General features: G+C 63.2%; 22 protein-coding genes. 5 read left to right on the top strand and 17 right to left on the bottom strand.

What is annotated here, in order from left to right:
* Window positions 1-174 precede the first annotated feature (174 nt).
* The gene (locus ACS8YF_RS13200; RefSeq protein ID WP_440850661.1) at window positions 175-426 is read left to right on the top strand and encodes a BPSL0761 family protein; all 252 of its coding nucleotides are present in this window, start codon (window positions 175-177) and stop codon (window positions 424-426) included.
* A 216-nt stretch (window positions 427-642) separates the two neighbouring features.
* Here ACS8YF_RS13200 and ACS8YF_RS13195 read toward each other — a convergent pair whose 3' ends face one another.
* The 3 genes from ACS8YF_RS13195 to ftsH form a co-directional block, all read right to left on the bottom strand.
* Window positions 643-1,965 (bottom strand): cation:proton antiporter, encoded by a 1,323-nt coding sequence (locus ACS8YF_RS13195; protein ID WP_440850660.1) that lies wholly within the window; start codon window positions 1,963-1,965, stop codon window positions 643-645.
* Between the two features lie 71 nt (window positions 1,966-2,036).
* On the bottom strand, window positions 2,037-2,906 hold the full coding sequence (locus ACS8YF_RS13190) for an ADP-polyphosphate phosphotransferase (protein WP_440850659.1): 870 nt from the start codon (window positions 2,904-2,906) through the stop codon (window positions 2,037-2,039).
* A 126-nt stretch (window positions 2,907-3,032) separates the two neighbouring features.
* Complete coding sequence (gene ftsH / locus ACS8YF_RS13185) at window positions 3,033-4,889, bottom strand: ATP-dependent zinc metalloprotease FtsH (protein WP_440850658.1); 1,857 nt, start codon at window positions 4,887-4,889, stop codon at window positions 3,033-3,035.
* Between the two features lie 471 nt (window positions 4,890-5,360).
* On the opposite strand from ftsH, the gene ACS8YF_RS13180 reads away from it, so the two are divergent.
* The 4 genes from ACS8YF_RS13180 to ACS8YF_RS13165 all read left to right on the top strand — a co-directional run bounded on the left by ACS8YF_RS13180 (window position 5,361) and on the right by ACS8YF_RS13165 (window position 8,236).
* Entirely contained in the window at window positions 5,361-6,089 is a 729-nt protein-coding gene (locus tag ACS8YF_RS13180) for a Crp/Fnr family transcriptional regulator (RefSeq protein ID WP_440850666.1), read from the top strand.
* Window positions 6,090-6,298: 209 nt separating this feature from the next.
* On the top strand, window positions 6,299-6,472 hold the full coding sequence (locus ACS8YF_RS13175) for a hypothetical protein (RefSeq protein ID WP_440850657.1): 174 nt from the start codon (window positions 6,299-6,301) through the stop codon (window positions 6,470-6,472).
* 202 nt (window positions 6,473-6,674) lie between these two features.
* On the top strand, window positions 6,675-7,385 hold the full coding sequence (locus ACS8YF_RS13170; RefSeq protein ID WP_440850656.1) for a PRC-barrel domain containing protein: 711 nt from the start codon (window positions 6,675-6,677) through the stop codon (window positions 7,383-7,385).
* A 293-nt stretch (window positions 7,386-7,678) separates the two neighbouring features.
* Window positions 7,679-8,236 (top strand): DUF1003 domain-containing protein, encoded by a 558-nt coding sequence (locus tag ACS8YF_RS13165; protein WP_440850655.1) that lies wholly within the window; start codon window positions 7,679-7,681, stop codon window positions 8,234-8,236.
* A 302-nt stretch (window positions 8,237-8,538) separates the two neighbouring features.
* Here the strand turns inward: ACS8YF_RS13165 and ACS8YF_RS13160 are convergent, their stop codons facing one another.
* From ACS8YF_RS13160 to ACS8YF_RS13095, 14 genes are all read right to left on the bottom strand, one after another.
* The gene (locus ACS8YF_RS13160) at window positions 8,539-9,483 is read right to left on the bottom strand and encodes a F0F1 ATP synthase subunit gamma (protein WP_440850654.1); all 945 of its coding nucleotides are present in this window, start codon (window positions 9,481-9,483) and stop codon (window positions 8,539-8,541) included.
* A complete protein-coding gene (locus ACS8YF_RS13155; RefSeq protein WP_440850653.1) occupies window positions 9,480-11,021 on the bottom strand; it encodes an alternate F1F0 ATPase, F1 subunit alpha in 1,542 nt (513 codons plus the stop codon). The genes ACS8YF_RS13160 and ACS8YF_RS13155 overlap by 4 nt, the downstream gene beginning before the upstream one ends.
* Window positions 11,018-11,863, bottom strand: a complete 846-nt coding sequence (locus ACS8YF_RS13150; protein WP_440850652.1) for a F0F1 ATP synthase subunit B family protein — start codon at window positions 11,861-11,863, stop codon at window positions 11,018-11,020. Before ACS8YF_RS13150 ends, ACS8YF_RS13155 begins: the two co-directional genes overlap by 4 nt.
* 3 nt (window positions 11,864-11,866) lie before the next feature.
* A complete protein-coding gene (locus ACS8YF_RS13145) occupies window positions 11,867-12,148 on the bottom strand; it encodes a F0F1 ATP synthase subunit C (RefSeq protein ID WP_440850651.1) in 282 nt (93 codons plus the stop codon).
* A 19-nt stretch (window positions 12,149-12,167) separates the two neighbouring features.
* Window positions 12,168-12,881: a F0F1 ATP synthase subunit A gene (locus ACS8YF_RS13140; RefSeq protein WP_440850650.1), complete on the bottom strand. Its 714-nt coding sequence runs from the start codon at window positions 12,879-12,881 to the stop codon at window positions 12,168-12,170.
* Window positions 12,878-13,168 (bottom strand): N-ATPase subunit AtpR, encoded by a 291-nt coding sequence (locus ACS8YF_RS13135; RefSeq protein WP_440850649.1) that lies wholly within the window; start codon window positions 13,166-13,168, stop codon window positions 12,878-12,880. Before ACS8YF_RS13135 ends, ACS8YF_RS13140 begins: the two co-directional genes overlap by 4 nt.
* Window positions 13,161-13,511, bottom strand: a complete 351-nt coding sequence (locus tag ACS8YF_RS13130) for an AtpZ/AtpI family protein (RefSeq protein ID WP_440850648.1) — start codon at window positions 13,509-13,511, stop codon at window positions 13,161-13,163. The genes ACS8YF_RS13135 and ACS8YF_RS13130 overlap by 8 nt, the downstream gene beginning before the upstream one ends.
* On the bottom strand, window positions 13,498-13,893 hold the full coding sequence (locus ACS8YF_RS13125) for a F0F1 ATP synthase subunit epsilon (RefSeq protein WP_440850647.1): 396 nt from the start codon (window positions 13,891-13,893) through the stop codon (window positions 13,498-13,500). Before ACS8YF_RS13125 ends, ACS8YF_RS13130 begins: the two co-directional genes overlap by 14 nt.
* Window positions 13,883-15,334: a F0F1 ATP synthase subunit beta gene (gene atpD / locus ACS8YF_RS13120; protein WP_440850646.1), complete on the bottom strand. Its 1,452-nt coding sequence runs from the start codon at window positions 15,332-15,334 to the stop codon at window positions 13,883-13,885. Before atpD ends, ACS8YF_RS13125 begins: the two co-directional genes overlap by 11 nt.
* 86 nt (window positions 15,335-15,420) lie before the next feature.
* Window positions 15,421-15,798, bottom strand: coding sequence for an AcvB/VirJ family lysyl-phosphatidylglycerol hydrolase (locus tag ACS8YF_RS13115; protein ID WP_440850645.1), 378 nt, complete (start codon window positions 15,796-15,798; stop codon window positions 15,421-15,423).
* Window positions 15,788-15,964: an AcvB/VirJ family lysyl-phosphatidylglycerol hydrolase gene (locus ACS8YF_RS13110; protein ID WP_440850644.1), complete on the bottom strand. Its 177-nt coding sequence runs from the start codon at window positions 15,962-15,964 to the stop codon at window positions 15,788-15,790. The genes ACS8YF_RS13115 and ACS8YF_RS13110 overlap by 11 nt, the downstream gene beginning before the upstream one ends.
* A gap of 57 nt (window positions 15,965-16,021) precedes the next feature.
* Window positions 16,022-16,876, bottom strand: a complete 855-nt coding sequence (locus ACS8YF_RS13105) for an MIP/aquaporin family protein (protein WP_440850643.1) — start codon at window positions 16,874-16,876, stop codon at window positions 16,022-16,024.
* Between the two features lie 81 nt (window positions 16,877-16,957).
* Window positions 16,958-20,053, bottom strand: coding sequence for a plasma-membrane proton-efflux P-type ATPase (locus ACS8YF_RS13100; RefSeq protein ID WP_440850642.1), 3,096 nt, complete (start codon window positions 20,051-20,053; stop codon window positions 16,958-16,960).
* Window positions 20,050-22,425: a phosphoketolase family protein gene (locus ACS8YF_RS13095; protein WP_440850641.1), complete on the bottom strand. Its 2,376-nt coding sequence runs from the start codon at window positions 22,423-22,425 to the stop codon at window positions 20,050-20,052. The genes ACS8YF_RS13100 and ACS8YF_RS13095 overlap by 4 nt, the downstream gene beginning before the upstream one ends.
* Window positions 22,426-22,487 lie beyond the last annotated feature (62 nt).

The following is a 22,487-nucleotide window of genomic DNA, read 5'->3' as shown; positions in this document are numbered from 1 at the left end:
ACGTGCTCAGCTAGCTTAGGCAGTGACAGGAATCGACGTTTCAACCGTCTCTCGGCCTAGCAAACTGCGACGGAGGGGATTACGTATTCGGTGGCAACTGTTCTTGGCCTCTTCGCGAGGTTCGCAGAATATTTACAAAACGCTTGTCGATTCATAGTTAGGACGGAGGCAGTCATGACATTACCGTACGAAAGAACACGCGCAGTTATCGAGACCGAAAAGTTTTTGAGGAGCATTGAAGTTGACAAAACGCTTCCTGAATATGTCCGGAATAGAGCATGCGCTCTATTACGCCACTATCCCAGCAAGCATGACATGTGCTTGGCGGGAAAAGCTCTAGAGCAGAAGATTCCTTGGCTTCAGGTATTCAGTTCGCGGCCTTACTTCGCTTATGAGGAGCACTCAAATCAGGAATCCGATGACTAAAGTCGGCGTGGTCTTGACACATCTCCTCAGTGTAGCGGGGTAGACAGGCGAGCATTGCTCACGATTTGAGTAGTGCGCCGATCTCGAACCCAATCACAGGCCAGAAGTGTCTAATGGACCCGGACAAGTTCACTAGATGACGTAGAAACAGTGCAACCATCTCCAGCGCTACCATTAAGCTCGAATTGACGGCAGATTCTCTAACTCCTATCCGGTTCAACTTGCTCTCGGGCCGCGCGCCAAGCGGCGCACTAGCGGCCCCATGGTTAACGCCTGCACAAGAATACTGAAAATCACTACTTCATAGGTGGCTGCCACGATCGTTTCGCGCCCCGACAAATCCGGCAGCGACAGCGCCAGGGCAACCGAAATACCGCCACGCAGGCCTCCCCAAGTCATGATTTTGATACTGTGCGGGGTAAATACATGGAATACGCGCATGACCGTAATCGGTACGCCGACGCTGATCCAACGCGCCAGCAGCACGATCGGAATCGCGAGCAGGCCCGGCAGCAACGAGCCAAACGATAACGATAGCGCAATCACCTCTAGGCCGATCAAACCGAATAACAACAGATTGAGCAGTTCGTCGAGCAGCTCCCAGAAGGCAAACAGGTGATGTCGGGTGAGATCGGACATGGCAGATGTCTTGCCCTGATTGCCCACCATCAGGCCCATGACCACCACCGCGATCGGCGCCGACGCAAGCAACATATCGGCCAGTGCATAGCCCGCGATCGCCATCGAAAACGTGATCAGGATTTCGACCGGATAACTATCGATCCCCTTCATCACATAGTTGCCGAGCGCGCCCAGGGCCAGCCCCATGAGAACGCCACCCAGCACGGCCTCGACAAGCAACAGCGTCACGGCGGAGGGCGCGACCGGTTCGGGGCTGGTGGCCAGATTGAGCAGCGTCAGAAACAGCACCACGGCGGTGCCGTCGTTGAACAGGCTCTCACCAGCAATGCGCGCTTCCAGCCGCTTGGCCACCCCCACCCGCCGCAGGATGCCCAATACCGCGATCGGATCGGTCGGCGAAATCAGGGCGCCGAACAACAGACAACTGATCAGAGGCAGACCGAAACCCAGCAGGTGGGCCCCGACATAGAAACCGCCCCCGACCAGGCTGGTGGACAGCGTCACACCTGCGGTCGCGAGAAACAGAATGATCCATTTCTCCTGACGAATACCGCTGATATCAACGTGCAGGCTGCCAGCGAACAGCAGCATGCCGAGCATGCCCTCGAACACCAACTTGGAGAAATCGATCTCGGCGACCGCCTGCTGTGCCCAGCGGGCCACCGCCGGGTTGTGGCTACCGATGATCGCCACCGCGACCGAGACGACAAGCCCGATCGCGGTAATGCCGATGACGTCCGGCAGGCCAATGAACCGACTATTGAGATAACCGAACAGCGCAACGAGGGTGATAATCAGGCCGATAGCGTGGAACAGCGTCAATGTTGCTTTTCTCCCTGCCGTGCCGCTTGTGTCGCGCCGGCTGGTGTCGGGTTCGAAGGTCTCGGCGGATGTCATGGGCGGGCTGGTCAACGGCTGTGGACAAGACCCCCCCCGCGCGCTTAGGGGCAGCCAATCGGCCGACTCCGCTATGTCGCCAGGTGCTCGCGGATTGTCTGCAGCTCGGCGCGGCGCTCATCACTGACCTCGGGAAAAGCCAGGTCGAGGCTCTTCAACGTATCGACCACGATCCGGGAAATAATCAACCGTGCGTTGTGCTTGTCGTCGGCCGGCACCACATACCAGGGCGCATGGTCGGTACTGGTGGCCGACAGGCACTGGCCATAGGCCTGCATGTACTGCGGCCAGAACTTGCGTTCCTCGATATCCGCCGTGCTGAATTTCCAGTTCTTTTCCGGGTCATCGATCCGGGCGAGAAAACGTTTCCGCTGTTCTTCCGGGGACAGATGCAGGAAGAACTTGATGATGCGGGTACCGTTGGCATGCAGATGCCGCTCCAGATTGCGGATCGAGCGGTATCGGTGTTCCCAGAGAGTTGTCTCGTGGCGCGGAGTCTCCGGCAGGCCTTCACCTTGAAGGATCTCCGGATGGACGCGCACGATGAGCACCTCTTCGTAGTAGGAGCGGTTGAAGATGCCAATCCGGCCGCGCTCGGGCAGATCGCGGGTACAACGCCAGAGGAAATCGTGCTGCAGTTCCGCGGCACTCGGATGTTGGTAGCTAAAGACCTGACAGCCCTGCGGATTGACCCCGGACATCACATGTCGGATCGCCCCGTCCTTGCCGGCTGCATCCATGGCCTGAAATATCAGCAGCACGGCGTGCCGATCCGACGCATATAACAGCTGCTGCTGGGCGCTGAGGTCGGCTACGTTCTGCTTTAGCCGCTTGCGGTATTTCTTCTTGGAACCATAGACGGGCTCGATCTGTGTCGGCCACTGGTCAAGATCGACTACTGCCCTCTCGGGAACGCGAAAATCACCCGGATCAATATTCATGTCGCCGCCTCGGACGTCCGTGTTGCCATCGTTTGAACAGTGAGAGCTTATTCCGCATCGGCATGGGTTCTCATCGGACGAACTTGCGTTGTTCTGAAGATCGACCCGGCCTAATCACCACCGCGCTCACTCGGTCGCAGCCAGACTCAGGCGTTGGCGCCCCAGCCGATCATCGGATACCACGAGCCCGCTCGCCAGTCGTTTCAGATCACTCGCTTCCAGCGTCTCATGCTCGAGCAGCTCGGCGGCACAGCGCTTGAGCACGGCGGTGTTTCGTTTCAGAGCCGCATACACGCGCTCGAAGACATCGTGAATGATCTCGCGCACGGCGGCGTCAATTGCCTCGGCGCTCTGCTCGCTAATGGGCCGCTGGGCGGTCGACGCATAGCCGCCCAGAAAGGTCGGCTGATCCGTATCGTAGGTCACAGAGCCCAGATTCGCGTCCATGCCGTAGCGCGCCACCATGCTGCGGGCGATACTCGTCGCTTTGGATAGATCGTCCGACGCCCCGGTGGACAGATGGTTGTAGATCAGTTTTTCGGCGGCGCGCCCACCCAACAGAACGGCGATCTTGTCTTCCAGCTCTTCCCGCGTCATCAGGAAACGATCCTCGGTCGGTCGCTGTAACGTGTAACCGAGCGCACCGATGCCGCGCGGAATGATGGACACCTTGTGCACCGGATCGACGCCCGGCAGCAACAGCGTCATCAGCGCGTGCCCGATCTCATGGTGGGCAACGATCTCACGTTCACGGGGATTGAGAAGCCGGTTCTTCTTTTCCAGGCCGGCGACGATGCGCTCGATGGCGTTGTTGAAATCGTCCATGGTCACGGCATCGGCGCGCCGGCGGGTGGCTAACAATGCGGCTTCGTTGATCAGATTGGCCAGATCGGCGCCGGTAAAACCCGTGGTGAGCGCTGCGACGTCCTCGATGTTCACATCGACGGCCAGCCGGATCTTCTTGGCGTGCACATCCAGGATCTGCACCCGGCCACGCTTGTCCGGTCGATCCACCAGCACCTGGCGATCGAAGCGACCGGCCCGTAGCAGGGCCGGGTCGAGCACCTCCGGGCGATTGGTGGCCGCGATCAGCACCAGGCCCTTGCTGGGATCGAAGCCGTCGAGCTCGACCAGCAGCTGGTTGAGGGTCTGTTCGCGTTCGTCATGGCCGCCGGCCTGGGGGAAGGCACCGCGGGCGCGGCCCAGCGCATCCAGTTCGTCGATGAAGATGATGGCCGGCGCCTTGGCCCGCGCCTGCACAAACAGATCGCGTACCCGCGCCGCCCCCACACCGACGAACATCTCCACGAACTCCGAACCACTGATGGAAAAGAAAGGCACTTCGGCCTCGCCCGCGACCGCCCTCGCGAGCAGGGTCTTCCCGGTGCCGGGTGGGCCGACCAGCAACACGCCCTTGGGCATATGCGCGCCAAGCGTGCTGTAGCGCTTGGGATCCTTGAGAAACTCAATGAGCTCCTTGAGTTCGTCCTTGGCTTCATCAACGCCGGCCACATCGTCGAAACCCACCTTGGTGTCGGTTTCTACATATATCTTGGCCTTGCTCTTGCCGACCTGCATCAGGCCGCCCGCGCCCTGCCCGGCCCCCATGCGGCGCATGAGAAAAAACCACACGCCCACGAACAAGGCCATCGGAAGCACCCAGGACAATATGGTGCTGATCAGCGTGTGATCGGGCGCCCCGCTGTATTGGACGCCGGCCTTGTCCAGTTCGGCGCGCAGGTCCGCCGGTATCGGTACGGTCGAAAAGCGGGTCTTGCCGTCCTGGGCTTGGGTGAATTCGCCGGTTATGGAATCGGCCCCGACGATAACGCTCTTGATATGACCCTGCGCGAGTTCATGCTGAAACGCGCTGTAGGCCAGAACCTGGGACTGCTGCCCCGTGACCTGCAAGCTTTGCAGCAGCACAATCACAATGATTGGAATCAGCGCAAACAACCAGTAGATCTGCGTTGATTTGTTCATGAGCGGAACTCCGTCACTCGTTATGGGGCCGTAGGCCTGACCAGCCAGTCACCCGATCCACGGATGACGGAGTGCTGGCCATCCTGCTGCGTATCGCGTTTCCGTTGGCTCATCAGAAGTGACTCGACAGAATGCCTTCGCTCGTATTCGCCGGCTCGGTTGACTGTGGGCGCGAGCCGTAACGAGCACCCAACGCATGGTTGCGCTTCGATCCCTGAATTTTCGGCCTGCCAACGGTTTGCCCCACGCGCCACTACCAACCACAGCTCTGCTGTATGGCAACGCTACGGGCCACAAGCCAAGGCGTCTGTTCGCTATCGCGCGTAACGCCGCAATACACGCCGTTGCAGCGGTCGCGGACGCGCAAAAGCGCTCATTGACACGGCGCATATGCGCGTGTTCCGATCAGAAAATAGGCGGATAATCGTGCGAAATCGGTTGTCCACCACCGAGGCGGAACCCCTTATGGCCATGCCAGAAGCACCAAGTCCGCGACAGAATCATCTGCTGGCGGCCCTGCCGACCGATCTCCAATTGCGGATATTTCCGCACCTGGAACTGGTGGCCCTGCCTCTGGGGCTGGTCCTCTACGAGCCGGGCGATGCGCTGCGCCATGTCTATTTCCCGACCGACAGCATCGTGTCGCTGCTGTATGTCATGGAGAACGGCGCCTCTGCCGAAATCTCAGTCGTGGGTAACGAAGGCCTGGTGGGCATTGCGCTGTTCATGGGCGGCGAGAGCACACCGAGCCGGGCCATTCTGCAGAGTGGCGGTTCCGCGTACCGGTTGGCCGGGCAGCGCATCAAGGACGAATTCAACCGCCACGGCGATCTGCACCATCTGATGCTGCGCTACACCCAGGCCCTGATCACACAGATGGCTCAGACTGCGGTATGCAACCGCCATCATTCGATCGATCAGCAGCTGTGTCGCTGGCTGTTGCTGTCGCTGGACCGGCTGCCGAGCAATAAGCTGACGATGACCCAGGAACTGATCGCCAACATGCTCGGAGTACGCCGCGAAGGTGTCACCGAGGCGGCCGGCAAGCTGCAGGCACTGGGCGTCATCGAGTACAAGCGCGGCCGGATAACCGTGCTGGACCGGCCCAGACTCGAACAGCTGAGCTGCGAGTGCTACGCCGTGGTGAAGAAGGAAACCGATCGCCTGCTGCCTTACGTGCTACCGACGGGCCAACGCTAGAGCCCGCCTTCATGCGATTGAGCATCGCGTCTCGCATGCGTGCGACACCGCACGGACGAAGCCGCGTCGCGCTCGCATCATGATCGAGTACTGGATTCGCTTTCCAACCCCTTGAGCATCGATTGCCTCGCCCCCTCCCTGAGGCCTCTGCTCCCCGCGGATTCAGTCCTTACCCGTTGGCGCCCCCTCGCCAGCGGGTTCTTTTTATGATGAAAGAGCTGAACCGCCGACCCGGCTCGCCAAGGCTCAGCGCTCAAACGCTTTCAGAAGCTGTCCCGGATCGTTTCGGCTACAGCAAATTCACCTGTCCATCTGACGGCATCGCCAACGAGCGTATGGAGATTCCTGGCTCCGGCCGCCGCGACGGCGCGTCTGTGCGCTGATGAACATACGCGGGCGCCGGGATGCGTCAATCTGGAGTTTATCCGCCGTCACGCTGCCCGCAAGACTCGGCGAATTATTCGCGATCCCTTTCGCATATCGCGGCGTTGGATTTACGGGCCCACCGGAGAAACGGTCATGTTACACAGCCTAAAAGACCTGCAGCACTACGCCCTCTGGGCAACCGACGGCGCCGTTGGCCACGTGGCCGATCTGTATTTCGACGACCAGGCCTGGATCGTGCGCTATTTCGTGGTGGCGACGGGCGGCTGGCTGTCCGGTCGCGAGGTCCTCATCTCGCCGCAAGCACTCAGCCGAGCGCCGGCCCGCGATCAGACACTCCCGGTCACAATCACCCGCGCTCAGGTCAAGGAGAGCCCGGATATCGACACCCGCAAGCCGGTGTCGCGCCAACACGAATCCCTGCTGCTGACGTATTACAACTTCCCGTTTTACTGGGGCGACGCCGGGCTCTGGGGCGGCGCACCGTATGCAGGCATAACGCTCGCGGGCGCCGGCGTAGAAGATGATGAAGCCTTGGCCGACACAGATGATGAAGACCACCATCTGCGCAGCGCGAAAGCGATCATCGATTATCACGTCCAAGCCAGCGACGGTGCTGTCGGCCATGTTTGCGGACTGCTGGTCGATGAGCACAGCTGGGCGGTTCGCTACGTCATTGTCGACATCGGCAGCTGGTGGCATGGCCATCAGGTCCTGATTGCGCCGGAATGGATCGACGACGTCAGTTGGTTGGATCGAACCCTCTCGGTCGATCTGACGCGCAGCGCGGTCGAGACCGCCCCCATTTACGATGCGTCCGCGCCACCAGAGGACGGCGCCCACGATAGAGGCCTGTATACCGCGCACGGCCCGATCGACCGCGACGTGGGCCGCAGGCAACCGCCCGCATGAACGCGAAGCCGCCCGGTCACGCGCCATGACACAGAGACCGAGCGCGGGGGCGGCCCATGGTCGAGTGGTGCAAAAGCCGTGGCGGAGGCCAAGCAGGCGTCTGGAAACGGGCGTTGCCAGGCCGCGCGGGCATCACCTCTGACGGCGATAATTGGTGTTATATCTTGTGTGTACGGCGCAAGCACGAGCTCGACGGCAAAGGTTGTTTCGAGTTGCAGGGCAGCGGCGGGGATGGCCCGCCGGACCGCATAGTGGCGGACGGCTGACGCGCCGCGCTTCTTCGGAGATACACCATGGCGCCCAATGCAGACCTTCCCCCAGACCGCACGGGCTCGCGAAATGTTCTAAGCCGGCATCCATTACGCTTCCATCACGGCCATCGCCATCTGGGTGCGGTATTCGGCAGCGACTGGTTCGGACAGAAAGCCGAGGCGTTCGCACGCTATTTCGGTACTCCGCATTTCCTCATCGCACAGACACTCATCGTCGCCCTCTGGATCCTGGCCAACGGCGTGGGCTTCGCCCGGTTCGATCTGTATCCGTTCATTCTGCTCAATCTCGCCTTCAGCCTGCAGGCCGCCTACGCAGCACCGCTCATCCTGCTGGCCCAAACTCGACAGGCCGATCGCGACAAGGCCAACGCCGAAGCCGATGCCCTCCACCGCGAAGAGCTGGCAGCACTGAGCGAGCATCGGCAGACCCTGATGTCGGAGCAGAGCACACAGCTTCTGGGATTGATGGAACAGAACAACCAACTAACCGAACTCAGCAACGAAATCAGCAAACGCATCGAGTCGCTCACGGCAGAGGTGCACCAGAACCTCATCGAAGCCAACAAACCGCCCAACTGAGCAGGCCTCCGATAGCACGACAGCCGAGGTGTGCGCCACTCGCCGTGCTGGACCACTTCTGCCGCCGGTTCCCGGATAGTCCGGCGCTTGTGTCCGCACGGCTATCGCCATAGATCGGGCCACCGCCAAAGATGTAATATCGATCGGCTCGAGCGGACTAACCATGCAAGAGGTTGCAGCGTTTTCCTGTAGCCTGTTGCGGTTCGGCGTCTTTGCGCCATGGAACCGACTCGGTCTCGGCCGGCTACGGGTGGCTGGCGACCGTCGGCGCTCCGGTGCGCGAAAATCGCGGGGAGCGTTATTCATATTGCGGTCTTCCGAGCCTGGCATGCGATGACCTGAGCACCGACCTCCGACCCCGATTTAGACAACGCTTCATAACCGGCGATGACATCGAACAGCTCCTCATCGATGGCGGCCTGGCGCTGGCGATGAAAACGCTGATTGAGGCTCTCCAGAATATCCTCGATATTCTTATCCGCCCGCTGCATGGCAGCCAGACGACTGGCGTTCTCGCTGGCCAGCGATTCGGCACAGGCCTGGAATAGCACCACGAACAGGTATTCGCGGATGAAGGCCGGCAAGGCCGCCGGATCTCCGTCGAGCACCTCGGGCCAAGCATGATGTCCGGGCCAGGCGCGCTCGGCATGCTGACGGTGCCAGGCCGGGTCCAGCGGCAACAGCACCCGGGCGGCCGGCGCGTAGGTGCCACTATTTTGAGGCCGGTTATGAAAGATATGGAGTGCGCTGAACCGCCCCCGCGCTTGAGCGGACTCGATTTCGACCAGAAGCTCACCCACCAACGGCGCGATCCCTTGCGAGGACGTCGGTACCGGCGACAGCTGTAGCGTTTTCAAGCCTCGGTCGACGATCAGTGCCTGCATTCGCTCGCCGACGACCCAGATCGGCCCCGGCGTGCCGTCAACTGCTCTAATGTGCTGGATAACGAAATCCAGCAGCACCTCGTTGAAGCGCCCAACCAGGCCTTGATCGGAACCCAACACGATAGCGCCGATGACGGGCTGGCCCGAGTGGCTGGGCTGGATCATGGCATCCGCACCCATCGAACGACGTAGGCACAGCGCCAGACCGGTCGCGACCGTCTGTTCGTAGCCCCCCAGCGCCCGGACCGCCTGTTCATACTGCACGATGCTGGACGCGGCCAGGGCCTTCATCGACCGCACCACCGACTGCAGATCACCGGCACCGCCGATCTTTTTGCGCAGATCCTGGATCGATTCGCTCATGATGCCGCCTCTGCGGGTGAAAACGGCGCCAGCGCGGTTGTCGCCACCGCAACAAGCGCCTGACGGTCGGCATCCGACAGCCTGTCCGCCGAAAGCAGGCGCGCGGCGACTTGCGCGGGCATGTCGGCTGCTGCCCGCCGCAGCGCCTGCTCCGCCTCCGATAGCCGCGCGAGCTCGACGGGATCGAGCAACCCATCGGCAAGCGCCAGCAGCACCGTAATCTGCTCGGCCACGGGCACCGGTGCCTCGTTGGTCTGCTTGAGACAGGCCCGGATACGCTCGCCGTGGGCGATGACCTTGCGGGTCGCATCATCCAGCCGGGTGCCGAAGCGGGCAAACGTCTCCAGTTCCTCGAACTGGGCATAGTCCATCTTGAGATTGCCGGCGACGGCGCGATAGGCCGCACGCTGGGCGGCCCCGCCCACTCGCGATACCGACATGCCCACGTCCACGGCCGGCAGCACGCCGAGGTCGAACAGCGACGGCGACAGATAGATCTGGCCGTCGGTGATGGAGATCAGATTGGTCGGGATATAGGCCGAGATGTCCTGGGCATTGGTCTCGATGATCGGCAGTGCAGTCAATGAACCGCCTCCCAGGGCCTCGCCCAGGTGCGTCGCGCGCTCGAGCAAGCGCGAATGGATATAGAAGATATCGCCGGGAAATGCTTCTCGCCCAGGCGGTCGGCGCAGCAACAGCGACAGCTCGCGATAGGCCCGGGCGTGATGGGTCAGATCGTCATAGACGATCAACACGTCACGCCCGGCTTCCATGAAGAACTCGGCGATCCGGGTCGCGGCATACGGCGTGATGTACGCCAGCCCCGGCGCCTGCTCGCCCTCGGCCACCACCACCACGCAGTAGTCCATCGCGCCCTGCTCTCGCAGGGTCGCCACCACCTGAGCCACCGCCGCCGCGCGCTGGCCGATCGCGCAGTACACGCAGATCACGTCCTGGCCGCGCTGATTGAGAATGGCGTCGAGCGCGATCGCGGTCTTACCGGTCTGGCGATCACCGAGGATGAGCTCGCGCTGGCCCCGCCCGATCGGGATCAGCGCATCGATGACCTTCAGCCCGGTCTGTAACGGCACCTCCACCGGGGCGCGGGCCATGATCGCCGGCGCCGGACGTTCGACCGGCAGCCGCTGGCCTGCCGCTACGGGACCCAGATCGTCCAGCGGCTCGCCGAGGCCATCCACCACCCTGCCGAGCAGCGCGTCGCCGACCGCCACGTCCATCACCCGGCCGGTCCGCTCGGCCGCGTCACCAGCCTGCAGCCGTTGATAGTCGCCGAGCAGAACCACCCCTATCGCATCGGCATCGACGTTGAAGGCAATGCCGAGCAGCCCGTCGGGAAACCGGACCAATTCCTCCGAACCCACCCCCGGCAGGCCCGACACGGTGGCAATACCGGTGGCAACGGCAATGACGGTACCGGTTTCGCGCAGCGCCAGTTGCGGCGCGCCGTCGTCGCTCAATGCACGCAGCCCCGCGAGGCCGCGCTCGACGGCTGGCTGGACCAGGGCCGACACGCTCATGAGGATTTGACCGGCGCAGCATCCGGTGCCGTCTGTGCTGCCGGATCGGCGGCTGGCGCCGTGTCGCTGGGGCCCGCCGACGCGACTTGCGCCGCAAGCAGCTTATCGAGCTTGTCGCCCAGCGCGGCAAGATAATCTTCGATGCGCCACGCCAGCTTATGGCCGCCGGCCGTCAATTCGATACCGCACAGTTCGTCCGGCGCGGTCTGGAAGGCAATTGGGACCGGGGCGCCGACCACCGTATCCAGCGCCCGCTGGATCGCAGCTTTTGCCGGGCCGTCCAGTTCGAACGTACTGCGTAAACAGGCCGGCTCGGTGGCAACGCGCAATACATCCGCCAACGCGGCCTGCGCTGCCGGATCCATCTCCTGCAAGCGACGAACGAAGACAGCGGCCATGCGCGCTTCCAGCTCGGCGTCGGCCAGATCCACCAGCGTCTTGCGGGCTGCAGCCAGCACTTCATGGCCCGTGAGCCCCGCAATGGCCTCGCTCAGATTCGCGCGCTCGGTCTGCAGCGCCGCCCGCTGGCGGGCCCGCAGCGCGTCGCCCGCCGCACGCGCGTCGGTCAGCAGCCGGGCCTCTTCTTCGGCGGCATCATCGGCGGCCTTGGCCATCAGCGCGTCGCAATCGGCGTCAAATTGGGCATTGCGCGCCAGAAAGTCTTCGCGTGCCGCGTCCGCCGCTGACTGCTTGCGGCTTGCATCGGCCAGCGCCGAGGCAATAAGCGCCTCGCGCGCGTCGATGGCTTTCATGATCGGCTGATACAGAAACCGCTTGAGCAGCCATACCAGGATTAGAAAATTGACCAGCTGGGCGCCGACGGTGAACCAGTCGATCAGCATGTTTCACTGCCCGCCGGCCGCGGCCGTGACGTGGCCCCAGAACGGATTGGCGAAGATCAGAATCATCGACACGACGAAACAGTAGATCGCGGTCGACTCGATCATGGCCAGACCCACGAAAAGAGTCCGGGTGATGGTGGCCGCGGCGTCCGGCTGCTGGGCCAGCGAAGCGAGCGCGCTGGCGACTGCCCGACCCTCGCCGAACGCCGGGCCGAGACAACCGATACCGGTCGTAAATCCGGCGGTGAAGATCGATACGATGGCGATCATTGTGCTGCTGTCCATGGACGTTCTCGTGTGGCAGTCAGGGGGCGGACGGCGGTGGCGCGGTCGTGTCGGGTTCGGCTTTCGGATGTCGCACAACGGTCGCAGCGGCGATATAGACAGCCGCCAGAATGGTGAAGATATAAGCCTGCACCATGCCCGTGAGCAGGCCGAGGGCGGTCATGACGATCGGGAACAGTAGCGGCGTGATCGTGATCAGAATGGCGATGATCATGGCACCACTCATCATGTTGCCGAACAGGCGGATCGCCAGCGCCAGCGTGCGCGACAGCTCGCTGATGATGTTGAATGGCAGCATGATCGCGGTCGGCTGCAGATAGGTCTTGAGATAGGCCGGCATGCCCTGCTCGCGGATGCCGAAGAACGGCACGGCCACGAATACGCACAGTGCCAGCGCTGCGGTGGTCGAAAGCGAGCCGGTCGGTGGTTGGTAGCCGGGAATGACGGTGCAAACGTTAGCCGTGGCCAGAAACAGGAACAAACTGCCCAGAAAGACGAGATAACGTCGCGGCTGTTCGAGGCCTGACTCCCCGATCTGGGCGATAAGGGTCGTGACGATCAACTCGAGAGCTGCCTGCCAGCGCGATATCGGTCCATCCGTGACCAGCCGCCGCGTGATCAGATACGAACCCAGGGTGAGTATCGCCATCAAGCCCCAGGTGGTGACGATGGTCAGGTTGAACGTGGCGAAACCCATCCGCCACAGCACAACCTGATCGGAGCTGAGGTTCACGGCGCCGTCCCCGCTGTCGACCGAATGGGTAGCCAGGCGGTCACGATGAAGCGCGCAATCACGAACCCGATCAGGCAGGCCAGCAGTCGGTGCCAGTCGCCCTGGCCCACGACATAGAAGCCGGCCACCGTCACGCCGATCCGCACCAGCAGGCTCGGGCCAAGCCACAGCGCCGGCTGTGGGGACGCGAGGCCGCGCCGCAGTGTCCACCACAGGCCGCCGAAAAAGAATGTACCCAGTGCACCGCCCGCCAGCAGCGCAAGACCCAGTTCCGGGAGATTACTCATCACAGTCCTCCTCATCCTCGTCGTCGTTGCGCAACGCTTTCTGTTCGCGAGCCACCCAATGCCAGGCGTTGGCGCCGCCAATCACCAGCCCGGCCACCAGCAGCACCAGCGTCCAGGACTGACCGCCCGGATGGCGCCCGTCCAGCCAAAGCCCGAGCAGCGCCCCCCCCACGGTTGGCACCGCGACCGACCAGCCAATCAGTCCGGACATGCCCAGGCCATACCAGACGCCGGTACGGCGCCGGTTCAGCGCTCGCCGCTTTCGTGCCGTCTTGGCAGCAATTTGACGGGTGAAGCGGTCCTCGCTAGCCGCCAGCCGTTTCTGGCGATCATCGTCGTTCATGGCCGAGCCCCACAATGCGCCGCATGAACGCGCTTTCGATCCGGGCACTGGCAGCCCGCGCCTGGCGCTGGGCGGCGTCGAGTTCGAGAAATTCGTTGGCCACCGCATCCTGCAGCGTTTCAAGATCGGCGCCGCCGACGGCCTGCCTCACGGCGACCAAAACGGCCGTTCCGGTCTTGACGAGCACGCCAGCATCAACCGCGATATAGACCGCACCGGCCGCGGCTGTCTCGTAGGTCAGAATGCCGGGCCGCAACGCGACCGCACAGTCGAGCCGATGCGGCAACAGCCCGAGCGAGCCGGCCGCGGTATCGGCGATCACGCGCAGTACGTCCGGCACATCGGCGAACACCTTGAACGGCAGCAACACTTCAAGACGCATGGCGGGCCTCCGGTTCGGACGCGGCCGCGGGTGCCGAGCCGGCCGTTGTCGATGCCGCGTCGGCGACGTCGCCGATGGCCCCGATCATGTACAGCGCCTGTTCCGGCACGTTGGCGAACTCGTCACTGAGGATGCGCCGGCAACCGTCGAGCGCGTCCGCGAGGCTGACCTGCTGCCCCGGAATACCGCTGAACTGTTCGGTGGCGGAAAACGGCTGGGTGAGGAAACGCTCGAGCCGGCGTGCCCGGGCAACGACCTTGCGGTCATCGACCGACAACTGCTCAAGCCCGAGCATGGCGATGATGTCCTTGAGCTCATCGTACTGGGCCAGGGTTCGACGGATCTCGCTCGCCAGCGCGTAATGCGCCGCACCCACGATCCCGGGCGTCGCCATCTTGGAGTTGGATCGCAGCAGATCGATCGCCGGGTACAGGCCTTCGCTGGCGCGCTTGCGCGAGAGAACGATCGACGACGAAAGATGCGAGAACACATGCACGGCGGCCGGATCGGTGAGATCGTCGGCCGGCACATAGACCGCCTCGATCGCGGTGATCGCGCCGGCTCGGGTGTTGGCAATCCGCTCCTCCAGCCCGGCCAGTTCCGTGCTCATGGTCGGCTGATAACCCAGCCGGGACGGCATCTGACCCATCAGGCCCGAGACTTCCATACCGGCCTGAATGAAACGAAAGATGTTGTCGATCAGCAGCAGCACGTCACGATGTTCGACGTCGCGAAAATACTCGGCCATGGTCAGGGCGGCATGGCCGACCCGGAAACGGGCACCCGGCGGCTCGTTCATCTGCCCGAACACCATCACCATGTTCGGCAACACGCCCGCTGCTTCCATGGCATGGTAGAGATCGGCGCCTTCACGGCAACGCTCGCCGATGCCGCAGAACAGGCTCACGCCGTGCGCCCGTCCGATCATGTTGTGAATGATCTCGGTCAGGAGCACCGTCTTGCCAACACCGGCGCCACCGAACAGACCTGCCTTGCCGCCCCGCTCCAGCGGCACCAGCACATCGATGGCCTTGATGCCGGTGGCGAAGATCTCGGACCGGGTCGAGCGTTCGACCAACGGCGGCGGCGCCTGATGCACGCTGCGCCAGGCCATGTTCTGCGGCGGCGGTAAACCGTCGATAGCCTGGCCGAACACATCGAACATGCGCGACAACAAGGCTTTACCCACCGGCGCGCGCAGCGGCCCGCCGCTGTCGGTCACCGGCATATCACGCGCCAGGCCCTGCGTCGACGTCAGCGCGATCGCGCGCACCCGGCGCGCATCAAGCTGGGACAACACTTCCATCACGATCTCGCCGTCGTCGCCAGCGTATAAAATCGTATAGATGGGTGGCAGATGCGCCGCGAAGCCCACATCCACCACGCTGCCGCGCACGGCCACGATGACACCGTCCGGGGTAGCTTGCGGATCAGCCGTCACGGCGCGATCCCCGTTTCGGCGCGCACTGGCGCGAACGTGCAGTCAGACCGGCGCCCGGAAACATCGGCGACGTACCACGGAGCCCATTACTCATCGTCGGCCCTCCTGTTCGGATGCGGTATGCCCCGCGATTCCCCTCCGATTTGGTCAGCTTGTCGCGGCGCTGCCGTGAGGACGGTGAAGTGAACTTCAATTCTTCGACTCGCAGCTGCGCCTACTATCAGCCTGCGGCGACCGCACCCCGCCGTCTGTACGCCGCCCCACACAGGCGAGCGGCCGGCCGGAATGAAAAAATGGAACTCGAACTGAGCTTCGGCCCCGAAACCGGACATCCCGGCGCACACAACAGCGTTCAGACCGTCGGCCGGCAACCCGTTGGCCCGAAACGCCATCACATCGCCGCCCCGTGAATAGCCGATCAACAGCACATGCGGTTTGTGCCAATGACTGCGGTCAGACCGCATGACCCGGCACACGGACCGCGCGCTGCCTCTTTGGCCGACATGAGCTGCCGTAATAGCGCAGCCAGTCGTAGCCGACCACCGGTCTACTGTGGGCAGCCAATGTATGGCGGACGCCCTGGTCGATGCCGGCCCAGCCGCCCTTCGCCGACAACATGATCACCATCATCTGCGACCCGCAGTCGAGCGCAGCTGTGACGGCACCCCGCGGCAGACCAGCCGGGGTTCAATCCGGGTCGCGTGACGAGTGGATTCGAGCCTTTGCGTTCGCAGGGTCGATCGCGTGACGCGTCCGGCTCGGACCGGCGTACGGTCGCGGCTCGTCCGTCCGCATCGAATCCTCGAATTCCAACGACCCCTGGGCCGCGATTGCACCGGCGGAGGTGGCCTTGCCCCGGAGCAGCCATTCGAAAACGACACCCACCAGCGCGCCCAGCACCGGGCCGACGACGTAGACCCAGGAGGTCTGGAAATTCCAGCGGATCAGGTCCGGCCCCAGCGACCGCACCGGGTTCATCGACGCACCGCTGATCGGAGCGGCCCACAGACCGGCAAGCGCAATATAGGCGCCCACCGCCAGCGCGCCATTGGTACCGATATTGCGCGCCCCGGATGCGGTGCCAAGGATCGTGTTCACCAATCCTGCCGTCAGCACCACTTCGATCACCAGGGCCGTGCAGCTGCTGATGCCGGGGCCGGGCACCGTGGCCCCGAGCAGGCCGGCCGTGCCGAAAAGGCTGCGCAGAAAGACGGCGGCAGCGACCCCACCGGCCAGTTGTGCCAGGCAGTAGCCCGGCACGCGGCGCCACGGAAAATTTCGGCGTACGGCAAAGGCCAGCGTTACCGCCGGGTTGAGGTGTGCGCCGCTAACCGCCCCCATGAAGTAGATGATGGCCATCACCATCATCCCCGGCGCCACCACGATCATCGCCAGACTCAGCTGCCCGTCGCTGACCGCGCGCACGACGCCGCCGCCAGCCGCTACCATAACCAGCAGAAACGTACCCCACAGTTCAGCGAACAGCCGTCGCCACTCCAGCTTCGAGTTGAGGAAGTTGGGCGATAGCTGCGGATCGAGCATGCGTCGATGTACGCGGCGTCGTGCTTGATCTTCGTTCGTGCTCATGCCAGCGATGCGGTCGGTGTTGGTCGAGTTTTCGGGTCAATCCCGCGAGTCGGCCTCGGGCTTGTGCTGCTTAGAATCCCGCTCGGTCCGCTCCAGGTCTTGCACGGCCTCAACCTCCTCGCGCCCGAGCTGCTCGTAGAGTTGATGGACGCGCTTGATCTGCTGTGGCGTCGGCTCGGGCGGTGCTTCCGCCGCCGGCATCGTCGCCGCAGCAGCCGGTTCTGCTGGGACATGGGTGTCGGGGCTATCGCTTGGGTCGGCCGCTTCGGGCTGGGGCCGCGGAGCGACCTTTGTTTCGGGCTCTGGCGGCGCGGCGGCTTCGGCAGTCGGCGCGGGATCTGCCTTGTCGGCATCGGGCGCGGCCGCGGGATCGGCGGGCGCTTCGGGCGCCGCCTTGGGCGGCAACTCCGCTGCGGGCTTGGCATCGGCCGCTGGGCGTACGACGTCCGCGGCGGTCGGTGCGGCGTTTGCCTTGCCGGGATCAGACGTGGCTCCGGCCTGGGCGTTGGCTGCGGGCGGCGCCTTGGGCTGCGGCTCTGCCGCCGGCTTGGCATCGGCCTCCGGGGCGCCAGCGGCCTTCGCCGGGGGTTGGGCTGCAGGTTCGGGATCAGGCTTGCCTTTTGCCGCCGTCGCAGCGGGCTTGGGTATGAGCTTTGCTGCAGCCTTGTCTGGATCTAGCAAGCGATAGGCCAGCAGCTTTACCGGGTCCGTGATGAAGAACCACAGCAAAGCATAGCCCCAGACGAAGGCTGCCCACCCCCACCCCAGCGGGGTCATCAGGAGGCCGTAAACGGCGATCAGGGTCGCCACGATCTGGGTGCCCAGCACGGCCATCCACAATATCCGGGCCGGTCGGATCGACCAGAACGGGCCGCGTGTGCGGGTCTGGAAGATGGTCAGATGGCCGGCCACCGACAGCATCAGGTACATCATCGGCTGCAGATGCGAATGATCGAGATGAAACACGCGGTCGCCGAGAAAGAACAAACCGAAGGCAGCGATGGGTCCGACCAGACCCAGCACCGTGGCAATACCCAGCACCAGGCGCATGTTCCAGGCTTCGGGCTGGTTTTTGTAACGCACATTGTCGTAGGCAATCGACAGAATCGCGCCGTCGTTGAGAAGCGCCAGCATCACGATCATCACCGCGGTCAGCGGATAGAAGTTGAAGACCAGAATCGCCAGGGTCATGAACAGCAATACGCGCAGCGTTTCGGCGATGCGATAGATCGCATAGCTGTTCATGCGCTGGAAGATCTTGCGGCTCTCCTTGATGGCGTCGATGATGACCGACAGGCCGGGCGTGGTGAGCACGATGGCCGCGGCTGCATTGGCGGCGTCGGTGGCCCCGGCCACGGCGATGCCGCAGTCGGCCTTCTTGAGCGCCGGCGCGTCATTGACGCCGTCGCCGGTCATGCCGACCATGTGGCCGTGCTGCTGGAGTACGTCGACGATATGAAACTTGTGCTCGGGGAACACCTGGGCAAAGCCGTCGGCGTTCTCTATGTCCGCAACGACCGCATCACTTTCTTCCTTCTCGACGTCGCCGAGGCTGCTGGCGTCGAGAATGTTCGCGCCTAGTCCGAGCTTCTTCGCGGTCTCCACGGCGATGGCGAGCGCATCGCCGGTGACCATCTTGATCGTCACGCCCATAGCGCGCGCTGCATCGATGGTGGTCTTGGCGTCTTCGCGCGGCGGATCGAACAGCGGCAGCACACCCAGAAATTGCCAGTCTCCGTCGCCGTCGGCCCGGGCCACGCCCAGAGACCGAAAGCCACGCGCGGCAAACGCGTTAACCGCCTGGTCGACTGCGGATTTCACCTCGGCAGCGTCGGCGGCCAGCGCGAGGATCACCTGTGGCGCGCCCTTGGTCACCTTGAACGTCTTGCCGCCCTTATCCTTGACCGTCGCCTCGGTCCGTTTGTGGACCGGGTCGAACGGTTGGAAGTGCTGGACATCGTAGGTCTTGAGCTCGGTATCGTCGGTCACGCCGCCCAGCACCGCGAGGTCGATGGTGTCCTTGTTGTCGGCGCGCGAGCACAGCGCGGCGCTGAGGATCACCTGCGACGGATCGACGCCCTCGACCCCGAAGGGCTCGCCCAGCGTCAGCTTGTTCTGGGTCAGCGTGCCGGTCTTGTCGGCACACAACACATCGACCCCGGCCAGTTCCTCGATTGCCACCAGCTTGCTGACGATGGCCTGTTTCTTCGACAACAGGCGCGCGCCTACCGCCATGGTCACCGACAGCACTGTCGGCATCGCCACCGGAATCGCCGCCACTGTCAGCACCAGGGCGAATTGCAAGGTGGTGAGGATCGGATCGCCGCGATAGATCCCCGCACCGATGATCACTGCCACCAGAACCATGGCGAGAATGATCAGGTAGTTGCCGATCTTCAGCACGGCTTTCTGGAAGTGGCTGACGGTCTGCTCGCCCCCCACCAGTTGCGCCGTTTTACCGAAATAGGTCTTGGCCCCCGTGGCGTACACCATCGCGCCCGCCTCACCCTGGCGAATGATCGAGCCGGAAAACACCGCATCGCCCACCTTGCATGTGGCCGGCAAGGACTCGCCGGTCAGCGCCGACTGGTCGACTTCCACCGGGTCGCCGTCGAGCAGACGGGCATCGGCCGGCACGATATCGCCCAGACGCAGCCGGATCATGTCTCCCGGCACCAGCTCACGCGCGGGCGGTGTGACCCATTGGCCATCACGCAAAACCCTTGCTTTGATCGCCAAATTTGCCTTGAGTGCATCGATGGCGTTGCCGGCCTGGCGCTCTTCCCAGAATCCAACCACCGCATTGGCGACCAGCAACAGCAGGATGATGAAAAAATCCGGCCAGTGCTGGACCACACCTGACAGGATCACCGCGACTTCGATCATCCACGGGATCGGGCCCCAGAAATAGCTCAGGAACTTGAGCCAGGCACTGGTCTTTTTCTCGGTGATCTCGTTGGGGCCATACTGGCCCAGCCGCTTTTCCGCTTCGGCCTGGGTGAGGCCGTCCGGCGAGGCGTCCAGCTTCTTCTGAAGATCGGGCAGCGGCAGCGTTTTCAGATCGTCCCCGGCATCGGGTGCCGCGTCCGTTTTTTCCGCATCAGTTGCGACGGCCTCAGTTTTGGCAGTCATGCCGGGCTCCCCCACTGCCAGTCGCGGACCTGGGGCATATCCTGACCGTGCTTGTGGATGTAGTGCTTGTGCTCGATCAGCGTGTCGCGCATCTGCTGTTTCAGATAGGCGCCCCTGGAGCCCAGATGCGGCAGGCGATCGACCACGTCCTGCACCAGATTGAAACGATCCAGTTCGTTCTGTACCCGAATGTCGAAGGCGGTGGTGATGGTGCCCTCTTCCTTGTAACCGCGGACATGCAGATTACGGTTGCGCCGTCGATAGGTCAGCCGGTGGATCAGCCACGGATAGCCGTGGAAAGCGAAGATGATGTGTTTGTCGGTGGTGAACAGCGAATCGTAGTCGGCATCGCTCAGGCCGTGCGGATGTTCTGAGGCCGACTGCAGTTTCATCAAATCGACCACGTTGACCACGCGGATCTTCAGCTCCGGGAGATGCGCACGTAGAATGGAGACCGCTGCCAAGACTTCCAGCGTCGGCGTATCACCACAGCAGGCCATGACCACGTCGGGCTCGCTGTCCTGGTCGTTGCTGGCCCAAGGCCAGATGCCGATGCCCTGGGTGCAGTGCACAACCGCCTGTTCCATGGTCAGCCACTGCGGCATGGCGTGCTTGCCGGCCACCACGACGTTGACGTAATGGCGGCTACGCAGGCAGTGGTCGAACACCGACAGCAGGCAGTTGGCATCGGGCGGGAGATACGCGCGGACGATATCGGCCTTCTTGTTGATCACATGATCGAGAAAGCCCGGATCCTGATGGGTGAAACCGTTATGATCCTGCTGCCAGACGTGCGAGGCCAGCAGATAGTTGAGCGAGGCGATCGGCCGGCGCCACGGCAGCTCTCGCGTGACCTTCAGCCATTTGGCGTGCTGGCTGAACATCGAGTCCACGATGCGGATGAACGCTTCGTAGCTGTTGAACATGCCATGGCGACCGGTCAGCAGATAGCCCTCCAGCCAGCCCTGGCACTGATGCTCGCTAAGCATGGAATCGAGCACGCCGCCGTTAGGGGCGAGGAATTCATCGTTCGCCTCGCGGGTGGTATCCCACTGCCGATTAGTAGACTCGAATACGGCATCCAGCTTGTTGGATAGGGTCTCGTCCGGGCCGAAGACCCGAAAATGGCGGCGATCGTCGTTCAGCCGGACCACATCGCGCAGGAAACCGCCCAATATGAATGTGTCCTTGGCTTCGACAGCCCCCGGCGCGGGCACGTCCACGGCATGGTCGTGGAAGTCAGGCATGCGCAGGTCGCGCAACAGCAGTCCGCCGTTGGCATGCGGATTGGCGCCCATGCGGCGCTCGCCGGTGGGCGCCAGTTCGGCCAGTTCGGGCATCAAGCGGCCGTTATCGTCGAACAGCTCTTCCGGCCGATAGCTTTTCATCCAGGCTTCGAGTTGGGCAACGTGATCCGGATGGGCCGCGTCTACCAGAATCGGCACTTGATGTGACCGGAACGTCCCCTCGTTCGGCAGTCCGTCGACCTCTTTCGGCCCGGTCCAGCCCTTCGGCGACCGCAGCACGATCATAGGCCAGCGTGGTCGGCGGCCCGCGCCCGACTCGCGCGCCTGCTCGCGGATGACCTGGAGATCGGCGACGACCTGATCCATCGCAGCCGCCATCTGCTGGTGCATGGTCGCCGGGTCGTCGCCCTCGACGAAATATGGCGTCCAGCCACAACCACGGAAGAACTGTTCCAGCTCGTCGTGGTCGATGCGCGCCAGCAGCGTCGGGTTGCTGATCTTGTAGCCATTGAGATGCAGAATCGGCAGCACCACGCCATCGCTGATCGGGTTGAGCATCTTGTTGGACTGCCAGGCGGTCGCCAGCGGGCCGGTTTCGGCCTCGCCGTCGCCGACCACGCAGGCCACGATCAGGGCGGGATTGTCGAACACCGCGCCGAAGGCATGGCTGAGCGAGTAGCCCAGCTCCCCGCCTTCGTGGATCGAACCGGGCGTGGTCGGCGCCACGTGGCTAGAGATCCCGCCGGGCCAGGAGAACTCGGTAAACAAGCGCTTCAAGCCGGCTTCGTCCCGGGTGACATCCGGATAGACCTCGCTCCAGGTACCTTCGAGATAGACGTTCCCGACAATCGCCGGCCCGCCATGACCGGGCCCGGCGACGTAAATCATGTCCAGGTCGTATTGCTTGATGATCCGGTTCAGATGCACGTAGATGAAGTTCTGGCCCGGCGTGGTGCCCCAATGGCCGACCACCAGCGGCTTGACGTGGTCCAGTGACAACGGCGCCTTGAGCAACGGGTTGTCGTAGAGATAGATCTGGCCCACCGATAAATAGTTGGCAGCACGCCAATAGGCGTCCATTCGCCGAAGCATTTCCGGTATCAGTGTGGTTGGCTTGGCCTTCATGACTCATGATCTCTCGCGTGAACAGCGTTTGCGCTGTGCCGAGCGACAGCGCTCACACAGAC

It is taken from the genome of Salinisphaera sp. SWV1, assembly GCF_052044155.1.
Lineage (GTDB): Bacteria > Pseudomonadota > Gammaproteobacteria > Nevskiales > Salinisphaeraceae > Salinisphaera.
This window is presented reverse-complemented; position numbering and strand designations above follow the sequence as displayed.